This window comes from Streptomyces yerevanensis (assembly GCF_000716805.1).
Classification (GTDB): Bacteria; Actinomycetota; Actinomycetes; order Streptomycetales; family Streptomycetaceae; genus Streptomyces; species Streptomyces flaveus.
Genome location: NZ_JNWJ01000082.1, coordinates 1 through 16,585, shown reverse-complemented (window position 1 = coordinate 16,585; position 16,585 = coordinate 1). Strand labels below are relative to the sequence as shown.

13 protein-coding genes and 2 pseudogenes are annotated in these 16,585 nt (G+C 69.2%); 12 read left to right on the top strand and 3 right to left on the bottom strand.

Annotation, left to right across the window (positions count from 1 at the left end; genetic code table 11):
* The first annotated feature begins 3 nt into the window (after positions 1–3).
* The 10 genes from OP79_RS43865 to OP79_RS43820 all read left to right on the top strand — a co-directional run bounded on the left by OP79_RS43865 (position 4) and on the right by OP79_RS43820 (position 13,409).
* Positions 4–1,077 (top strand): carbohydrate ABC transporter permease, encoded by a 1,074-nt coding sequence (locus tag OP79_RS43865; RefSeq protein ID WP_051745554.1) that lies wholly within the window; start codon positions 4–6, stop codon positions 1,075–1,077.
* Positions 1,074–1,943, top strand: a complete 870-nt coding sequence (locus OP79_RS43860; protein WP_281194229.1) for a carbohydrate ABC transporter permease — start codon at positions 1,074–1,076, stop codon at positions 1,941–1,943. The genes OP79_RS43865 and OP79_RS43860 overlap by 4 nt, the downstream gene beginning before the upstream one ends.
* A 59-nt stretch (positions 1,944–2,002) precedes the next feature.
* The gene (locus tag OP79_RS43855; protein WP_033328747.1) at positions 2,003–3,649 is read left to right on the top strand and encodes a glycoside hydrolase family 13 protein; all 1,647 of its coding nucleotides are present in this window, start codon (positions 2,003–2,005) and stop codon (positions 3,647–3,649) included.
* 50 nt (positions 3,650–3,699) lie between these two features.
* Positions 3,700–4,458, top strand: coding sequence for an amylo-alpha-1,6-glucosidase (locus tag OP79_RS43850; RefSeq protein WP_033328746.1), 759 nt, complete (start codon positions 3,700–3,702; stop codon positions 4,456–4,458).
* A 175-nt stretch (positions 4,459–4,633) separates the two neighbouring features.
* Complete coding sequence (locus tag OP79_RS43845) at positions 4,634–5,647, top strand: LacI family DNA-binding transcriptional regulator (RefSeq protein ID WP_033328745.1); 1,014 nt, start codon at positions 4,634–4,636, stop codon at positions 5,645–5,647.
* A gap of 191 nt (positions 5,648–5,838) precedes the next feature.
* Complete coding sequence (locus OP79_RS43840) at positions 5,839–8,448, top strand: beta-glucosidase family protein (protein WP_051745551.1); 2,610 nt, start codon at positions 5,839–5,841, stop codon at positions 8,446–8,448.
* Positions 8,449–8,476: 28 nt separating this feature from the next.
* Positions 8,477–9,787: an extracellular solute-binding protein gene (locus OP79_RS43835; protein ID WP_033328744.1), complete on the top strand. Its 1,311-nt coding sequence runs from the start codon at positions 8,477–8,479 to the stop codon at positions 9,785–9,787.
* A 28-nt stretch (positions 9,788–9,815) separates the two neighbouring features.
* Complete coding sequence (locus OP79_RS43830; RefSeq protein WP_033328743.1) at positions 9,816–10,799, top strand: carbohydrate ABC transporter permease; 984 nt, start codon at positions 9,816–9,818, stop codon at positions 10,797–10,799.
* A gap of 6 nt (positions 10,800–10,805) precedes the next feature.
* Entirely contained in the window at positions 10,806–11,690 is an 885-nt protein-coding gene (locus OP79_RS43825; RefSeq protein ID WP_033328742.1) for a carbohydrate ABC transporter permease, read from the top strand.
* A 102-nt stretch (positions 11,691–11,792) separates the two neighbouring features.
* A complete protein-coding gene (locus OP79_RS43820) occupies positions 11,793–13,409 on the top strand; it encodes a glycoside hydrolase family 13 protein (RefSeq protein ID WP_033328741.1) in 1,617 nt (538 codons plus the stop codon).
* A 603-nt stretch (positions 13,410–14,012) separates the two neighbouring features.
* On the opposite strand, the pseudogene OP79_RS58750 reads toward OP79_RS43820, so the two are convergent.
* A pseudogene (locus OP79_RS58750) lies at positions 14,013–14,216 on the bottom strand (helix-turn-helix domain-containing protein); the annotation flags it as partial.
* Positions 14,217–14,218: 2 nt separating this feature from the next.
* On the opposite strand from OP79_RS58750, the pseudogene OP79_RS52950 reads away from it, so the two are divergent.
* Positions 14,219–14,512 (top strand): annotated as a pseudogene (locus tag OP79_RS52950) (transposase); the annotation flags it as partial.
* A 5-nt stretch (positions 14,513–14,517) separates the two neighbouring features.
* Here OP79_RS52950 and OP79_RS43810 read toward each other — a convergent pair.
* Both OP79_RS43810 and OP79_RS43805 read right to left on the bottom strand, forming a co-directional pair.
* Positions 14,518–14,919, bottom strand: a complete 402-nt coding sequence (locus tag OP79_RS43810) for a DUF6896 domain-containing protein (RefSeq protein WP_033328739.1) — start codon at positions 14,917–14,919, stop codon at positions 14,518–14,520.
* A gap of 151 nt (positions 14,920–15,070) precedes the next feature.
* Positions 15,071–15,559, bottom strand: coding sequence for a hypothetical protein (locus tag OP79_RS43805; RefSeq protein ID WP_157857479.1), 489 nt, complete (start codon positions 15,557–15,559; stop codon positions 15,071–15,073).
* Between the two features lie 256 nt (positions 15,560–15,815).
* Between OP79_RS43805 and OP79_RS43800 the strand changes: the two genes are divergently transcribed.
* Positions 15,816–16,436 (top strand): hypothetical protein, encoded by a 621-nt coding sequence (locus OP79_RS43800; RefSeq protein ID WP_033328737.1) that lies wholly within the window; start codon positions 15,816–15,818, stop codon positions 16,434–16,436.
* Positions 16,437–16,585: the final 149 nt, after the last annotated feature.

Below are 16,585 nucleotides of genomic sequence, written 5' to 3'. Positions count from 1 at the left end.
GCCGTGGTGGACGCCAAGACCCCACCCGACACGGCCGCGGTACGACCGTCCGGTGCGGCAGACCGCCGCGCCGGACGGCCCGCCGCGCCGGTGCGTTCCCGGGGCGGGCAGAAACGGGCGACGGCGGGTTCCGGCCGGATGGCGGCCCTGCTGGTGTCCCCGACCCTGCTGGTGCTGACCGTCGTCGTGCTCTACCCGACGATCATGGCGCTGCGGGAATCGCTGTACGGGGTCAAGGGGCTGGACCCGGAGACCGGCTTCATCAGCGACACCGAGCCGTTCGTCGGACTGCAGAACTACGCCGACATCTTCGGCGAGGCCGGAGACCGGTTCTGGAACGCCTTCTGGAACACCACCTTCTTCACCGTCGTCACGGTGGGACTGGAGACGGTGATCGGTGTCGCCATGGCGCTGATCATGCACAAGGCGTTCCAGGGCCGCGCGCTGGTGCGGGCCAGCATCCTCATCCCCTGGGCCGTGCCCACGGCCATCTCCGGCCTGCTGTGGCGGTGGATCTTCAACAGCGACGGCATCGCCAACGCGCTGATCGGCCACCAGGTCCTGTGGACCACCGAGGGCTTCCACGCCAAGGTCGCGGTCATCATCGCCGAGGTGTGGAAGACCGCCCCCTTCATCGGGCTGCTGGTCCTGGCCGGCCTGCAGGTGATCGGCAAGGAGGTCTACGAGGCGGCCCGCATGGACGGGGCGAGCCCCGTGCGCCAGTTCTGGCACATCACCCTGCCACTGGTGAAGCCCGCCCTGCTGGTGGCGGTCCTCTTCCGCTGCCTGGACGCGCTGCGGATGTTCGACCTGCCCTACCTCCTCGTCGGCGCCCAGAAGAACTCGGTGGAAACCCTGTCCATGCTCGCGCAGAACGAGGCGTCCAACGTCCGCTTCGGACCGGCCGCCGCCTACGCGGTGGTCCTCTTCCTCTACGTCTTCCTCATCGCCCTGGGATTCGTACGACTGCTGGGCGCGGACGTCGTCGGAGACGGCGGCGGCACCGCACGCAAGTCCAAGCGCAGAGGCAGGCTCCGGCGCGCCCCGGCGCCCGACGGTGCGGAGGTGTCGGCATGACCACCACGGCGAACACGACCACCAAGACGACCATGACCAGCACGGCGAAATGGCGAACCTGGCTGGTGTACGCGGGAGTTGCCCTGGTCGTGGCCTACTGCCTGGCCCCCTTCTACTGGATGCTGGTCTCCAGCCTGCGCCGTACCTCGGACATCTTCGACACCACACTGCTGCCCTCCCCGGTGTCGTTCGACAACTACCGGGCGGTGTTCGACCCCTCCCAGGGCTTCGGCCGCGCCCTGCTCAACAGCCTGATCGTCTCCGGCATCACCACCGTCCTGGCGCTGCTGCTGGCCACGTTCACCGCCTACGCCATGGCCCGGCTGGAGTTCCGCTTCAAGCGGCTGATCCTCACCCTGATCATCGCCACCTCGATGTTCCCGGTGGTGTCGATCGTGGTCCCGCTGCTGAAGCTGTTCACCGACATCGGCTGGATCAACACCTACCAGGCGATGATCGTGCCGAGCATGTCCTTCGCCCTGCCGCTGGCGGTGTGGAACCTGACCACGTTCTTCCGGCAGATGCCGGACGAGCTGGAACAGGCCGCCATGATCGACGGCTGCACCCGCGGCCAGGCATTCCGCAAGATCATCATCCCGCTCGCCGCACCGGGCATCTTCACCACCGCGATCATCACCTTCATCGCCGCCTGGAACGAGTTCCTCATCGCCCTGTCGATGACCAACCGGCCCAGCATCCAGACCGCGCCGGTCGCCATCTCCAAGTTCGCCGGCGCCACCCAGTTCGACGTCCCCTTCGGCAGTCAGATGGCAGCGGGCGTCCTGGTCACCATCCCCTTGGTGATCATGGTGCTCCTCTTCCAGCGCCGCATCGTCGCCGGACTCACCGCGGGCGCGGCCAAGTAGCCGTCCCTCTTTGCGGCCGGTTCCCCCACAGCCCCCTTCTCAAAGGACCTTTCAGCACCATGCCCTCGACCTCGCCCTGGTGGCGCTCCGCCGTCATCTACCAGGTCTACATCCGCAGCTTCGCCGACGGGAACGGCGACGGAGTCGGCGACATCGCCGGCCTGCGCTCCCGGCTCCCGTACCTCAAGTCGCTCGGCGTGGACGCCCTGTGGATCACTCCCTGGTACAAGTCCCCGATGGCGGACGGCGGCTACGACGTGGCCGACTTCCGCGCCATCGACCCGCTGTTCGGCACCATCGCCGACGCGGAGCAGTTCATCGAGGAAGCCCACGAGTGCGGGATCCGCGTCATCCCCGACATCGTCCCGAACCACACCTCCGACCAGTACGCCTGGTTCCAGGCGGCCTTGGCCGCCGGCCCCGGCAGCCCGGAACGCGAGCGGTACGTCTTCCGGCCCGGCCGAGGACCCGACGGCACCCAACCGCCCAACAACTGGGTCTCCTGTTTCGGCGGCCCCGCCTGGACCCGGCTGCCCGACGGCGAGTGGTACCTCCACCTGTACGCCCCCGAACAGCCCGACCTCAACTGGCAGCACCCCGACGTCCACGCCGAATTCGAGTCCATCCTGCGGTTCTGGTTCAGCCGCGGCGTCGACGGCTTCCGCATCGACGTGGCCCACGGGCTCGCCAAGGACCCCGAACTGCCCGACCTGCGGCCCGAGCCGGCGGGCGAGAAGGCCCGGGAGTACGTTGCACACCCGCACTGGGACCGCGATGAGGTCCACGACATCTATCGCGCCTGGCGCCAGGTCGCCGACGAGTTCGACGGCGACCGGGCCTTCGTCGCCGAAGCCTGGTCCGACACCTGGGCCGACACCCCCGAACGCCTCGCCGCCTACGTCCGCCCCGGCGGCCTGCACACCGCGTTCAACTTCGACTTTTTGATGGCCAGCTGGGACGCCAAGGACCTCCGCGCGGTCATCGACGAGTCCCTCGCCATGCTCCGGGAGGTGGGCGCACCGGCTACCTGGGTGCTGTCCAACCACGACGTCATGCGCCACACCAGCCGCTACGCCCGCAAAACCGTCGCACGGTGGATGCCCAACGAGCGCTACCAACCCCAGGGCCCCGTCGACCTGGACCTGGGCGTCCGCCGTGCCCGGGCCGCCGCCCTGCTGATGCTCGCCCTGCCCGGCGGCGCCTACATCTACCAGGGCGACGAACTCGGCCTGCCCGAAGTCGAGGACCTGCCCGAGTCCGTCCTCCAGGACCCCATCTGGAAACGCTCCGGCCCCACAGACCGAGGCCGCGACGGCTGCCGCGTCCCCCTCCCCTGGTCGGGGCAGGTGGCTCCGTTCGGTTTCAGCCCGACAGATGCCTCCAGCGAACCCTGGCTGCCACAGCCCGCGAACTGGAGCGAGCGCAGTGTGCAGGCACAGACCGGGGATGAGACCTCGATGCTGGAGCTGTACCGCACCGCCTTGCGCCTGCGTCGCGACAACCCGGCCCTCGGCGACGGCACCATGACCTGGCTCGAGGCCCCCGCAGGAGTCCTCGCCTTCCGCCGCGAACCCGGCTTCGCCTGCATCGTCAACCTCTCGACCGAGGCATACCGGCTGCCCGACCACACCTCGATCCTCCTGGCCAGCGGCCCGATCACGGACGGACTGCTGGCACCCGATCAGGCGGCCTGGCTCAAGATGTAGCGGCCCGCACGAGGCGTAACAGCCCACCTCAATCCGCCAGGGCCTGACCGGTGTCGCTCCCCGCTGGCCGGACAGGCCCTGGCCCATTCAGCAACGGCTTTCTCACGTACGTCGACCACACCGGCCGGGGTCTGGCCAACCAGGGCTGGAAGGACTCCGACGACGCCATCCGCCACCGCGACGGACACCTCGCGGCGCCGATCGCACTATGCGAAGTCCAGGCCTACGCCTACGAGGCCGCCCTCGGCGGAGCGGCACTGCTGCGCGCGTTCGGCCGACCGGGGGTCGACGAGTGGGAGGCATGGGCCGAGCGGCTCGCGGACCGCTTCCGCGACCGCTTCTGGGTGACAGACGAACGCGGCCCCTACCCGGCCGTCGCGCTCGACGGCGACGGCAAGCCGGTCGAGTCGGTCACCTCCGGTTTCGGCCACCTCCTCAGCACCGGGCTGCTCAACGCCGAGCAGAGCGCACTGCTTGCGGCCCGCATCGCCGGGCCCGACCTCGACGTAGGCCACGGCCTGCGCACCCTGAGCAGCGACGCGGCGGGCTTCAACCCCTGCGGCTACCACGTCGGCTCGATTTGGCCGCACGACACGGCGATCGCGGTATACGGCCTGGTCAAGGTCGGATTCCCAGACGCCGCCACCTCACTGGCAGCCAGCCTGCTGACCGCGTCGACGGCCTTCGACGCTCGCCTCCCCGCCCGGTTATGTCGCCTGGTCAGCGGTGCGGGGCAGGGCGCCGAACGCCTCTGGCTTTCCCATGGTGTTCGGGCAGGGAGACCACGAAGGCCGGAAAAGACCCTGTGACCGAGTTGGTCCCGGTGTATTGACCGGCTGCGCCTCTGGGTGCTTCACTTCCAGAACCGGTTCCGAAACCGGTTCCGGGATCGCTTCCGGGATCGGTTCTAAGAATCTCTGTACGATCGGTTCCTTCGGTGCGGGGGAGCATCTTCCGCTGCTGTACGGAGGGAGGGGAGGTGGCGTGGCAATCACCATCGCTGACGTGGCCACACGGGCCGGCGTCAGTAAGACGACGGTCTCGCGGGTGCTGAACGGCAAGGGCGAGATCACCGAGACCACGGTCGTGAGGGTCCGCAAGGCGATCTCGGAGCTCGGCTACGTGCCGAGTGCCGGGGCGGTCGGGCTGGCGCGCGGCAGTACCCAGGTGATCGGCATGCTGGTTCCGGAGATGAGCTGGCCGTGGACCGGGACGGTCGTGCAGGCGGTGGTCGACACGCTGGAGCGTGAGGGCTTCGGTATGCGGCTGCTGACCGGCAACCGTGGTGAGGAGTCACTGCGCCGGCTGGGTGTGCAGGTCGCGGCCAAGTCCTTCGACGGGCTGCTGGTGATCGAGCCTGAGGGAACCCTCGGATACATCGCGGAGCTGCACGCGTCGGGGTTGCCGGTGGTGCTGATCGACGACCGCGGTCACCGGCCGGGTTTCCCCTATGTGGAAACCATGAACCGGGAGGGGGGCGAGCAGGCGGCACGCCACCTGCTGGAGATCGGGCGCCGCCGTCCGCTGATCGTGACCGGGCCGGAGGGCTACGGCTGCACGCAGGAACGGCTGGCCGGCTTCGTCGACGCCTTCACCGAAGCCGGGGTCACACTCGACGAGCGTGGCATCTCCAGCGGCGGGTTCCTGTTCGAGGGCGGCCGGGCCGCGGTGCAGCGGGCGCTCGCGGACGGCGTGGGATTCGATGCGGTCTTCGCGCACAACGACGCCTCCGCGGCCGGGGTCGTGGTCGGGCTGCGAGAGGCCGGGCTGGAGATTCCGCGGGATGTCGCCGTGGTCGGCTTCGATGATGTCGAACTGGCGTCCTATACCTACCCGGCGCTGACCACGATCCGTCAGCCGATGCGGGAGATGGGGGAGTCGGCGGTGCGCATGCTGCTGGAGCATGTGCGCGGCTCGCCGCGGGCCGCCGCCTCGTGCTCCCTCGCCACTTCTCTCGTGGTCCGGGGGACGACCGTCGACCAGCCGGCTCCGAGCTGATCCGAATTCCTACAGATGTGCGAGGCACGGGTGCCTCGCAGTGGAGACGGTGCGCGGTGTGCTGCCGCTGAGTGCCGCACCGCGCCTGTCTTCTTGATTGTTCCGCCGACATTTCTCGGTCTTCCTCTTCATCGCACATGGGCGGGTTTGGCATGCCCGCGTGCGGTGGGGAGGGGCCTGGAAGGATCTTCATGTCCTGTGTTCCCTGGCCCGTCGACGCCGAGCTTCGCCGTCGCATCGCCGCTCTGGACCTTCCCTCAAAGGTCCGGTTGCTGACGGGTGAGACCGTGTGGCGGCTGCCTGCCGAGCCCCGGCTGGGGCTGCTGCCGGTGACGACGTCCGACGGTCCGCAGGGTGTGCGGGGGACCGGAGACGACCCCGCGGCCACCGGGCTGCTGGCTCCGGCACCCAGTGCGCTGGGAGCGACCTGGGACAAGGCGCTCGCGGAGCGGCTGGGCGCTCTGTTCGCGGGGGAGGCACGCCGCAAGGGTGTGGACGTGCTGTTGGCGCCGGAGGTGAACCTGCAGCGCACTCCGGTCGCAGGACGGCATTTCGAGTACTTCTCGGAGGATCCCCTGCTCACGGGCGTTCTGGCTGCCGCCGTGGTCCGCGGTCTGCAGGACCGGGGTGTGGGCGCCTGTCTGAAGCATTTCGTGGCCAACGATTCGGAGACCGACCGCACCCGCTACCGCTCCCGGCTGGATGAACGCACGCTGCGCGAGGTGTATCTGGCCCCGTTCGAGCAGGTCCTCGCCGAGGCCGGGCCGTGGAGTGTGATGGCCGCGTACTCGGGGGTCGACGACGGGGTGGAGTCGGCGCCGATGACCGAGCACATCCGCCTGCTGCGCGAGGTACTGAAGGGCGAGTGGGGCTTCGACGGGCCCGTGATCAGCGACTGGGCCGCGACCAACTCCACTGCGGCCTCGGCGGTCGGCGGCCTGGACTTGGTGATGCCCGGGCCGGACGGCCCGTGGGGCGAGGCCCTGGTTTCCGCGGTCCGCGCGGGCCAGGTGCCGCAGGAGCTCATCGACGACAAGGTGCTCAGGCTGCTGCGCCTGGCCCGCAACACAGGCCGACTCGGCGAGCAGGGGGCGCGCGCCGATGACATGCCCGCCCAGCCGTCCGGTTCCCGTGTGCCTGCCTCGGCCGCGCCGGAGGAGTTCGCGCTGCTGCGGGAGGTCGCCGCCCGCGGCACCGTGGTACTGCGCGACGCGCCCCAGCTGCTGCCCCTGGCGGCGGACGGCATCGGCAGCGTCGCGTTGATCGGCCCGAACGCGGTGGCGCCCTATCTCCAGGGCGGCGGCAGCGCGTTCGTGCCCGCGGTGCGCACGGTCTCCTTCGAGGAGGGGCTGCGTGCCGCGCTGCCGCCAGAGGTGCGGCTGACGGTGCACCGGGGCGGGGCCTCCCGCCGCCGCCCGCCCATCGTCGCGGACACGATGCTCGCCCTCCCCGGCGAGGGCGACGGCTTCGGCACGCCGGGGGTACGGGCGGATCATGTCGGCGCCGACGGAACGATCCTGCGCAGCACGGTCCGGGCGAGCGGTGACTGGACGTCGTACGAAGATTTCTGTGCGGCCACGCGCCGTGTCGTCCTGCACACCGTGCTGACGCTGTCCGAACCGGGAGTACACCGGCTGGAGTTCGGGTGCACCGGGCGTTTCACCGTCACGGTCGACGGCGAGGAGGTCCTGTCCGGCAACGACGACCGTGGGGTCGACCACATCCTCGACTCCACCCACCACCATCCTCCGCTGCGGGGCATCGACGTGGAGGTGGGCCCCGAGCCGCGCCGGCTGTCCGTCCGGGTCGACCTGGGCGTGATCGAGGTCGGCGGCTACGGCCGCTTCGTCACCGCCCAGCTGCGTCACGCCGCGCCCGGGCCGACGCCGTACGAGGAGATCGCCGAGGCCGCCGCCGCGGCTCAGGCGGCCGATGTGGCCGTGGTCGTGGTGGGCACCAACGAGGAGTTCGAGTCCGAGGGCTGGGACCGCACCGGGCTGGACCTGTCGGCCCCTCAGGACGAGCTGGTGCGCAAGGTGCTGGCCGCCAACCCGCGCACGATCGTGGTCGTCAACGCGGGCGCCCCGGTACTGCTGCCCTGGGCGCAGGAGGCACCGGTCCTGCTGTGGGCCTGGCTGCCCGGCCAAGAGGCCGGTCACGCGCTGGCCGATGTCCTGTTCGGCCGCACCGAGCCGTCCGGCCGTCTGCCGTGGACGCTGCCCGCCCGCGCCGAGGACGTCCCGGTGCCCCACGCCCTTCCCCGGGACGGGATCGTCGCCTACGACGAGGGCGTCCACGTCGGCCACCGCTCCTGGGACCGCCGCGGCCTTGACCCCGCCTTCCCGTTCGGGCACGGCCTGGGCTGGACCCAATGGGACTACGAGTCCGTCACCTTCCCCGAATCGTCCGTCTCCGCCGCAGCCCTGACCTGCCCCGCAGGCGGAGACGGACTCCAGCTGACCGTGGAGGTGACCAACACCGGCCCACGGGAGGGCCAGGAGGTCGTCCAGGTCTACCTGGAGCCTCCCCAGGACGGTCTCGAGCGGCCCGTACGCCTGCTCGCGGGCTTCGCCACCGTCCGGGCCGCGGCCGGCGCACGGGCCACCGCCCAGGTGCACGTGCCCGCCCGCGCCTTCCAGATCTGGGACACCGCCAGGCACGCCTGGCACACCCCGCCCGGCCGCTACCGGCTCCACGCCGGACGCTCCAGCCGGGATCTGCGTCTGACTGTCGAGGTGAGCGCCGACGGCGACCGCCTCACCCCGGCGGGTGGGCCTGCCACCCCCCGCCAGTTTTCGTGAATCAGCTCAACCGCGAAGGAGCCGCACGATGTTTACCCCCTCCCGATACACCACGAGAGCCGTGCAAGTCGTGGGCGTCACTGTCACGGCGGCCTTGCTGGCCACCGGTTGCGGCCGGTCCGAAGACTCCGGGCCCGGCAAGGACGCTCCTGCGAAGGTCAGCAGCGGGAAGGCCACGGGCAAGCTGGTCATGTGGTCCATGGGCGACCCCGACCAGCCCCCGAACAAGGCCCTGAAGAACCTGGCCAAGGAGTTCGAGCAGCAGAACCCGGACGTGCAGGTCCAGATCAACGCCGTGCCGTGGGACGGGGCGCACGAGAAGCTGACCACCGCGATCGCCGGCGGCAACACCCCGGACCTGTCGCTCGTCGGCACCACCTGGATGGCCGAGATGGCCGCGATGAACGGCTTCCAGGCCACCCCCGCCTCGTTCAAGGCGTCCGCGTTCTTCCCCGGCCAGTGGGGCACCACCACCTACAAGGACACCGCCTACGGTGTCCCCTTCACCGCCGACACCTCCGTGATCTACTACCGGACCGACCTCACCGAGAAGGCCGGCATCAAGGGAGCCCCGGCCGACGACTGGGCCGGCTACCTGAAGGACCTCAAGGCCATCCAGGCCACCGCGGGCCAGCAGAATCCCAAGATGCGCAACGCCACCGGGCTGCTCACGGGCTTCAACTCCTGGCTGTTCTGGCTGCCGTTGGTGTGGCAGCAGGGCGGTGACATCTACGACGCCGAGACCAAGAAGTTCACATTCGACTCTCCCGCGGTGGCCAAGGCCCTGGAGTACTACGGCGGCATCTTCAAGGACGGCATGGCGCCGACCGACAAGACCGACCTCAACCAGAACTTCCAGGACGGACTGCTCGGCACCCTGCAGCAGGGCGCCAGCACCGGAGGCAACCTCCACCTCAACGCGCCTGAGCTGGACAGCAAGTGGCAGACCATGCCGCTACCGCAGGGCACGCAGGCCGCCGGCCTGGCCGCCGGCAGCGACCTGGCGGTCTTCAAGGAGGCCGACAACCCGGACGCGGCCTGGAAGTTCGTCCAGTTCCTCACCGACCCCAAGAACCTGGCCTCGTACGCGGAGGCCACCGGCGAGCTGCCCGCCGCCGTCAAGTCCTGGTCCGAGGGCAAGCTGGGCCAGGACCCCAAGATGGCCGCCTTCGAGACCCAGCTGAAGGTCACCAAGGCGCCGCCGTCGATCACCACCTGGCAGCAGGTCGCCGACGCCATCGACTCCGAACTGGAGAAGCTCTCCTTCGGCAAGACCACCGCCGCCCAGGTGCAGAAGGCGCTGCAGTCCAAGGCCACCAGCATCGGCACCGGCCGCTGATCCGCCGCCGCATCCCTCGCACGGACGGATGACAACCATGCCTACGAGCACCCTTGCCGGGCAGGACACCCACGAGGGCGGCGCCACCAGCCCCGATCCCAAAGCCCGCCGCCGCATCCCCGGGCTCGGCCGCAGCACGCACGGCCGCCAGGCCCGCGCCGCGTGGATCCTAGCCGCCCCGTTCCTGGCCCTGTTCCTCGCCTTCATGCTGCTGCCGGTCGTCTGGTCGCTGCTGATGAGCCTGACCGACACCCAGAGCGCCGACCTGCGCACCCCGCTGAACGTCTCGTTCACCGGCTTCGACAACTACGTACGGCTCTTCCAGGACGAGCAGTTCCTGCACGCCCTGCGCAACACCGCCGTCTTCGTCGTGGTCGGCCTCCCCCTCACCCTGGCCGCCGGCCTCGCCGCAGCTGTCCTCCTCAACAACGGCATCCACCGCTTCCGCGCCGTCTTCCGGGTCGGCTTTTACCTGCCGGTGATCACCAGCATCGTGGCCGTCGCCGTGGTGTGGAAGACCCTCCTCGAACCACGTACCGGCCTGGTCAACACCGCCCTGGCCTGGTTCGGGATCGACGGACCCGCCTGGCTGGCCGACACCCGTACCGCCCTGCCCGTCATGATCCTCATGGCGGTATGGCGCAACCTCGGCACCGTCATGATCATCATGCTGGCCGGACTTCAGTCCGTACCCCAGCCCCTGATGGAGGCCGCCGAACTCGACGGCGCCGGAGCCTGGCAGCGGTTCTGGCGCGTCACCTTCCCGCTCCTGCGCCCCGCCCTGCTGCTCACCGCCGTCACCACCGGCATCGGATACCTGCAGTTCTTCGACGAACCGTTCGTCATGACCAAAGGCGGCCCGCTGGACTCCACCCTGTCCGCCACGATGTACAGCTACCGCCAGTTCGGCAACGGCAACTACGACGTCGCCTCAGCCGCCGGCTACGTCGTCTTCGTCCTGATCATCGCTCTGACCGTGCTGCAGTTCCGCGTGCTGCGAGACAAGGACTGAACCGCCATGAGCACCCTCACCTCCCCCGCCCCGGCGGCAAGCGCCGAACCAGCACTGCGCCGCCGGCGCATCCGGCAGGAATGGGGCCACCCATGGCTCTACCTGCCGCTCACCGGCCTCCTGCTGCTCATGGTCGCGCCGTTCCTGTGGATGCTGTCCGGCGCGTTCAAGCCCGAGGCGGACATCCGCAAGGTCCCACCCGTCCTGATCCCCACCAGCCCCACCCTGGCGAACTACCGCGAACTGTTCAGCAACCTCGACTTCACGAGCATGTTCGCCAACTCCGTCATCGTGGCCCTGGCCGTCACCGCCGGAAACCTGCTCTTCTGCTCGATGCTCGGATACGCCCTCGCCAAACTGGAGTTCCGCGGCAAGCGCGCCGTGTTCACCCTGGTCATCGCCACCCTCATGGTGCCGGGCCTGGTCACCTTCGTCCCGCTGTACGTCCTGGTGGCCAACCTGGGCCTGACCGGCTCCCTGCTCGGACTGATCCTGCCCTTCCTGGCCACCCCCTTCGGGGTGTTCCTGATGCGGCAGTTCATCTCCACCCTGCCCGACGAACTCATCGACGCCGCCCGCATCGACGGCTGCCGGGAAATAGCCATCTTCTGGAAGATCATCCTCCCGCTGACCAGACCGGCCCTCGCCACCCTCGCGATCATCACCTTCCTCGGCTCCTGGAACAACTTCCTGTGGCCCCTGGTCGTGGCCCAGAACGAGAGCCAGTACACCCTTCCCGTCGGCCTCGCCCTGGCCAGCGGCGCACAGGACTTCACCCGCTTCGGCATCCTGCTCGCCGGCGCCGTCATCGTCCTGCTCCCCGTGACCATCGTCTTCCTGCTCTTCCAGCGCCACTTCGTCGCCGGTATCGCCACCACCGGCCTGAAGTAAGCACAGAACGCACACCACGCGCCGCCGGAGCACGCGGGCGCCGCCACCCAGGCTCCGGCTCCGGCAGGGCGCCTTCCCCTCTCACAAAGGACCTTCAGCACCATGTCCTCCACCACGCCCTCGCCTTGGTGGCGCAGCGCCGTCATCTACCAGGTCTACATCCGCAGCTTCGCCGACGGCGACGGCGACGGCGTCGGCGACATCGCTGGCCTGCGCTCCCGCCTCCCGTACCTGAAGTCGCTCGGCGTCGACGCCATCTGGATCAACCCCTGGTACAAGTCCCCGATGGCGGATGGCGGCTACGACGTGGCCGACTTCCGCGCCATCGACCCGCTGTTCGGCACCATCGCCGACGCGGAGCAGCTCATCGAGGAAGCCCACGAGTACGGGATCCGCGTCATCCCGGACATCGTCCCGAACCACACCTCCGACGAGCACGCCTGGTTCCAGGAGGCACTGGCCGCCGGCCCCGGCAGCCCGGAACGCGACCGCTACATCTTCCGGCCCGGCCGCGGCCCCGACGGCACCCAACCGCCCAACAACTGGATCTCCGAATTCGGCGGCCCCGCCTGGACCCGCATTCCCGATGGCGAGTGGTACCTGCACCTGTTCGCCCCCGAACAGCCCGACCTCAACTGGCAGCACCCCGACGTCCACGCCGAGTTCGAGTCCATCCTGCGGTTCTGGTTCGACCGGGGCGTCGACGGCTTCCGTATCGACGTCGCCCACGGGCTCACCAAGGACCCCGAACTGCCCGACCTGACACGGGAACAGGTCGTGCACCCGCACTGGGACCGCGACGAGGTCCACGACATCTACCGCGCCTGGCGCAAGGTCGCCGACGAGTTCCCCGGCGACCGGGCCTTCGTCGCCGAAGCCTGGGCCGACACCCCCGAACGCCTCGCCGCCTACGTCCGCCCCAGCGGCCTGCACACCGCGTTCAACTTCGACTTCCTCATGGCCACCTGGGACGCCAAGGACCTCCGCACGGTCATCGACGACTCCCTCGCCATGCTCAGCGGCGTCGGCGCACCGGCCACCTGGGTGCTGTCCAACCACGACGTCATGCGCCACACCAGCCGCTACGCCCGCAAGACCGTAGCCCGCTGGGTACCCAACGAGCGCTACCAGCCCCAGGGCCCCGTCGACCTCGAACTCGGCACCCGCCGCGCCCGCGCCGCAGCCCTCCTCATGCTCGCCCTGCCCGGCGGCGCCTACATCTACCAGGGCGACGAACTCGGCCTGCCCGAGGTCGAGGACCTGCCCGAGTCCGTCCTTGAGGACCCCATCTGGGAACGCTCCGGACACACCGACCGCGGCCGCGACGGCTGTCGCGTGCCGATCCCCTGGTCCGGACAGGCGGAGCCGTTCGGCTTCAGCCCCGAGGACGCCTATGCCGGACCCTGGCTGCCCCAGCCCGCCAACTGGGGCGAGCGCAGCGTGGAGGCACAGACCGGCGACGAGACCTCGATGCTGGAGCTGTACCGCACCGCCCTCCGCCTGCGCCGCGACAACCCCGCCCTCGGCGACGGCACCCTGACCTGGCAGGACGCCCCCGCCGGAGTCCTCGCTTTCCGCCGCGAACCTGGCTTCGCCTGCGTCGTCAACCTCTCGACCGAGGCGTACCGGCTGCCCGACCACACCTCGATCCTCCTGGCCAGCGGCCCGATCACGGACGGACTCCTGGAACCGGACCGCGCGGTCTGGCTCAAGGTATAGCGACCCACACAGGGGTAACGCCCCCTCAATCCGCCAGGGTCTGTCCGGTGTCACTCCCCGCTGACCGGACAGGCCCTGGCCCAGACATGGCCGATCGAACTCGCCCCGGCAGCGGAGGTTTTCATCCGGGTCGCCCGGCGTGTGTCGCGCTCAGGCGCGGTTGCCTTCATTCCTCAGGGGTGGGCGGCCCTCGCAGACGTCGACACGTGAGGCGAGGTCGCGTGCGTATTCCTCATGGAGGCGTCTGAGGGCGATGTAGGGGCTGCCGGGTGCAGGCGTTTTGGCGTGTGAGATCCGACGCCAGGTCCAGGACGCTCTCCCGCCCCTCTCGGCCTGCACGGTGTGTGGAGCGAGGCGTCGCTCGCTGCTTGTGACGCGTGTCCAGATGAAGTCGGACGCAGCCATCTGTACCACGCCACCACGACAGCAGCACCGCAGTCTCACGGTGCACACAGCTCCGTACCTGACCGCAATCCGCGAGTCCGCAAAAGACGTGTGGCCTGAGCAGCGTCCGTACAGGGGTATCCGCCTGCTGTTGTGCGGAGGCCAGAAGGGGTCGTCCGCAGTGTTGAGCAAGTTGAGGAGAGCCTCCGAGCAGGTTCGTTTCTCCAACTCGACGGCCAGCCACGTGCGCCAGCCGGGCTTCATCCGGGAGGGCTGCCCCGACGGTCCCTTGGACCGCAGCGACTCCACATCGCCCTCCCGCCAGCGGGCATGCCAGGCATAGGCGGACTTTCGCGAGACCCGTAACCGCCGCGCGACCTGCGGCGGCGGCACACCTTGCGCGAATAACTCGGCGGCCTCGAACTCGGGGGCGCCCCCGGCGCAAACCCCGGCGTCTGTACGCCGACCGGGGCTATGACTTCGACAAGTACCGCCGCCTGCTGCGCAAGCGCGGCATCAAACCCCTGATCGCCCGACGCGGCGTCGCCCACGGCTTCGGGCTGGGCAAGGTGCGCTGGGTGGTCGAGCGCGCCTTCGCCTGGCTGCACCAGTTCAAACGACTCCGCACCCGCTACGAGCGACGCGCCGATCTCCACCAGGGCCTGCTCGAACTGGTCTGCAGCCTCATATGCCTCCGCCGCCTGCGAACTTCATCCTGAAACGATCAGTTGGCTACGCTGTACCACCCCGGCCGCACCTCGGTCAGAAGCGGTTGCAGCGACTGCACTGCGGACCGCATGTCCTGATCCGTGACGTCAACAGGCTCCGGCAGGCTCAGTCCATACCTGCGCAGCCGCCAGAGGTCGAAGACTTCATTCCCGTCGGCTGCGAAGTCCACATCGACCTCAGTGCCGTTGTCGCTGACGAAGCGGCACCCTGCCCCATGGGCCTTGTAGAAGTAGGTGCCGATGTGATCACTCCGGCTGATCCGGCGCGAACGGGCCAGGCCGACGACGTCCACCAGCCGCTCGAGCGAGGGGAGCGCCACCCTCATGGCCTCATCAATCGCATTCAGAGCGCGGACGTAACCGAGTACGAGGTCTCGCGCAGCCTCAACCCGTTCCATACGGTGTCATCCCCCTGGGCCCGTGATTAGAGGGATTGTTCCATGGGGCCTCCAGTGTCTCCGCAGGACGGCATTCTGAAACGATCAGTAAGAGCAGTGGGGCTGACGTGTGTTCCAGACTGGAGAACATCGTCCGCAGCCCGCGAGTGCGTCAGCCGACACGGCGGGTCGCCGCTGCCCAAGCGTCCGTGCCCATGTCCTTCCGCATGGCATTCCGGACCTCAGCAAGAGTGGAGAGCACGTCGTCGAAGAGATCCTCCATGCCTTCCGCCTGGCTGTCCGCACCGGCCGCGGCTGCGTCCCGAAGGCTGCGCACGGCACGGAAGTACGTCAGGGCCGGCTCGACGACGGCGCTCGGGGCGAGAACTTCAAGCTGGTAGCGCAGCTCGTAGCAGCGGGCGAAGGTGCGCAGTGCTGCAGCTGGACGTTCGGTATCCGGCATGTCGCGGTCAAGGATGATCAGCTGCAGCTCGCTGCGCACCTGGGCCAGTGTCGCCAGATATCCGCCGTACAGCTCGTGCTTGATTCGCCTCCATTCGCCTTGTGTTTCTCGGCGATCCTTGCGCGCTTCTGCAACGACCGTGGAAGTCATGGCGATGACCGCGCCGACGAGCGCGGCCACCAGGGGCGTCCACTGCATCTGGGCAGGCTACGGAGACAGACGGCCGGGCGGATAGAGCGTGGTCAGCCGTCGTCGCACGTGCCGCCGCGCCGTACGTGGAGTCCCGTGGTGCGTCGGACGAGCGACCTGGCGGCAGCGAACACCTCAGGTGAACGCGTCGTGCGGGTGTTTGGTGTGGTCGTCGATGAGGAGGCACTCCCGGCATGCCGCTGATCTGCGGCGGGAGTGCTGGCCCGCATCGGCCTGCTGCGCGTGGCCTGCCTATGCTGCCGCTATGGGTCTGGATCTCACACTGTTCATGGCGGACTGGGAGCAGTTGAGCGCCATCCCCGTCGAGAACCGGGTCCAAGCACTGGACGACACGACCTGGCCACCGGAGCTCGACGACGAGTACCAGAGGTACGGACTGGCTGGCGGCTGGCTGTGGCCCCCGAATCGGGGGTCTGCATGGTGCGCTGAGTACGACTTCTTCACCACCACCGGCGCCTATAGCCCGCATGCCCGTGCGGGCGATGCATGGGCCGACATACGGCTTCTCGTCGACGCATCCGTGCGCGAGGCGATGGACACCTTTCTCGTCGGTCTGATCTGGGATGCGGACCCGGCCGACGATCCTGCGCTGACTGGCGGTGGAGGGTTCTTCCCGCCGGCCACCGACCGCGGGCTCCGGTGCGTCCTTCTGGTGTGCCCGCCTGAGGCAGTACCCGGCAAGGCCCGTGCCTGGGAGCGAGTGGAGTCCCACCTCGAGGAGTTGCGCGAGCCGTTCGCCACCGAGTGCGAGAGCTGGGCAGGCCGCCCGGACACCTTCGAGGACTTCACCGCCCTTCTGCGTGAATGGGGCGACGTGACCACGGAGGCTGCCCGCCGCGGTTGGGGGCTGGTGGGTCTGCCCTAGCCGTCAGCAGCGAGAAGCATGTGGCCCACTTGTGATCACGCCGAACTGAGCTGCGGGTGCCGATTATTACGTCCGTGCCGGTCAGGCGGCGTGTGTGTACTGGTGGAGGAGGCCGCCGAGTCGATCACGTCGATGGACGTCCAGTCGGT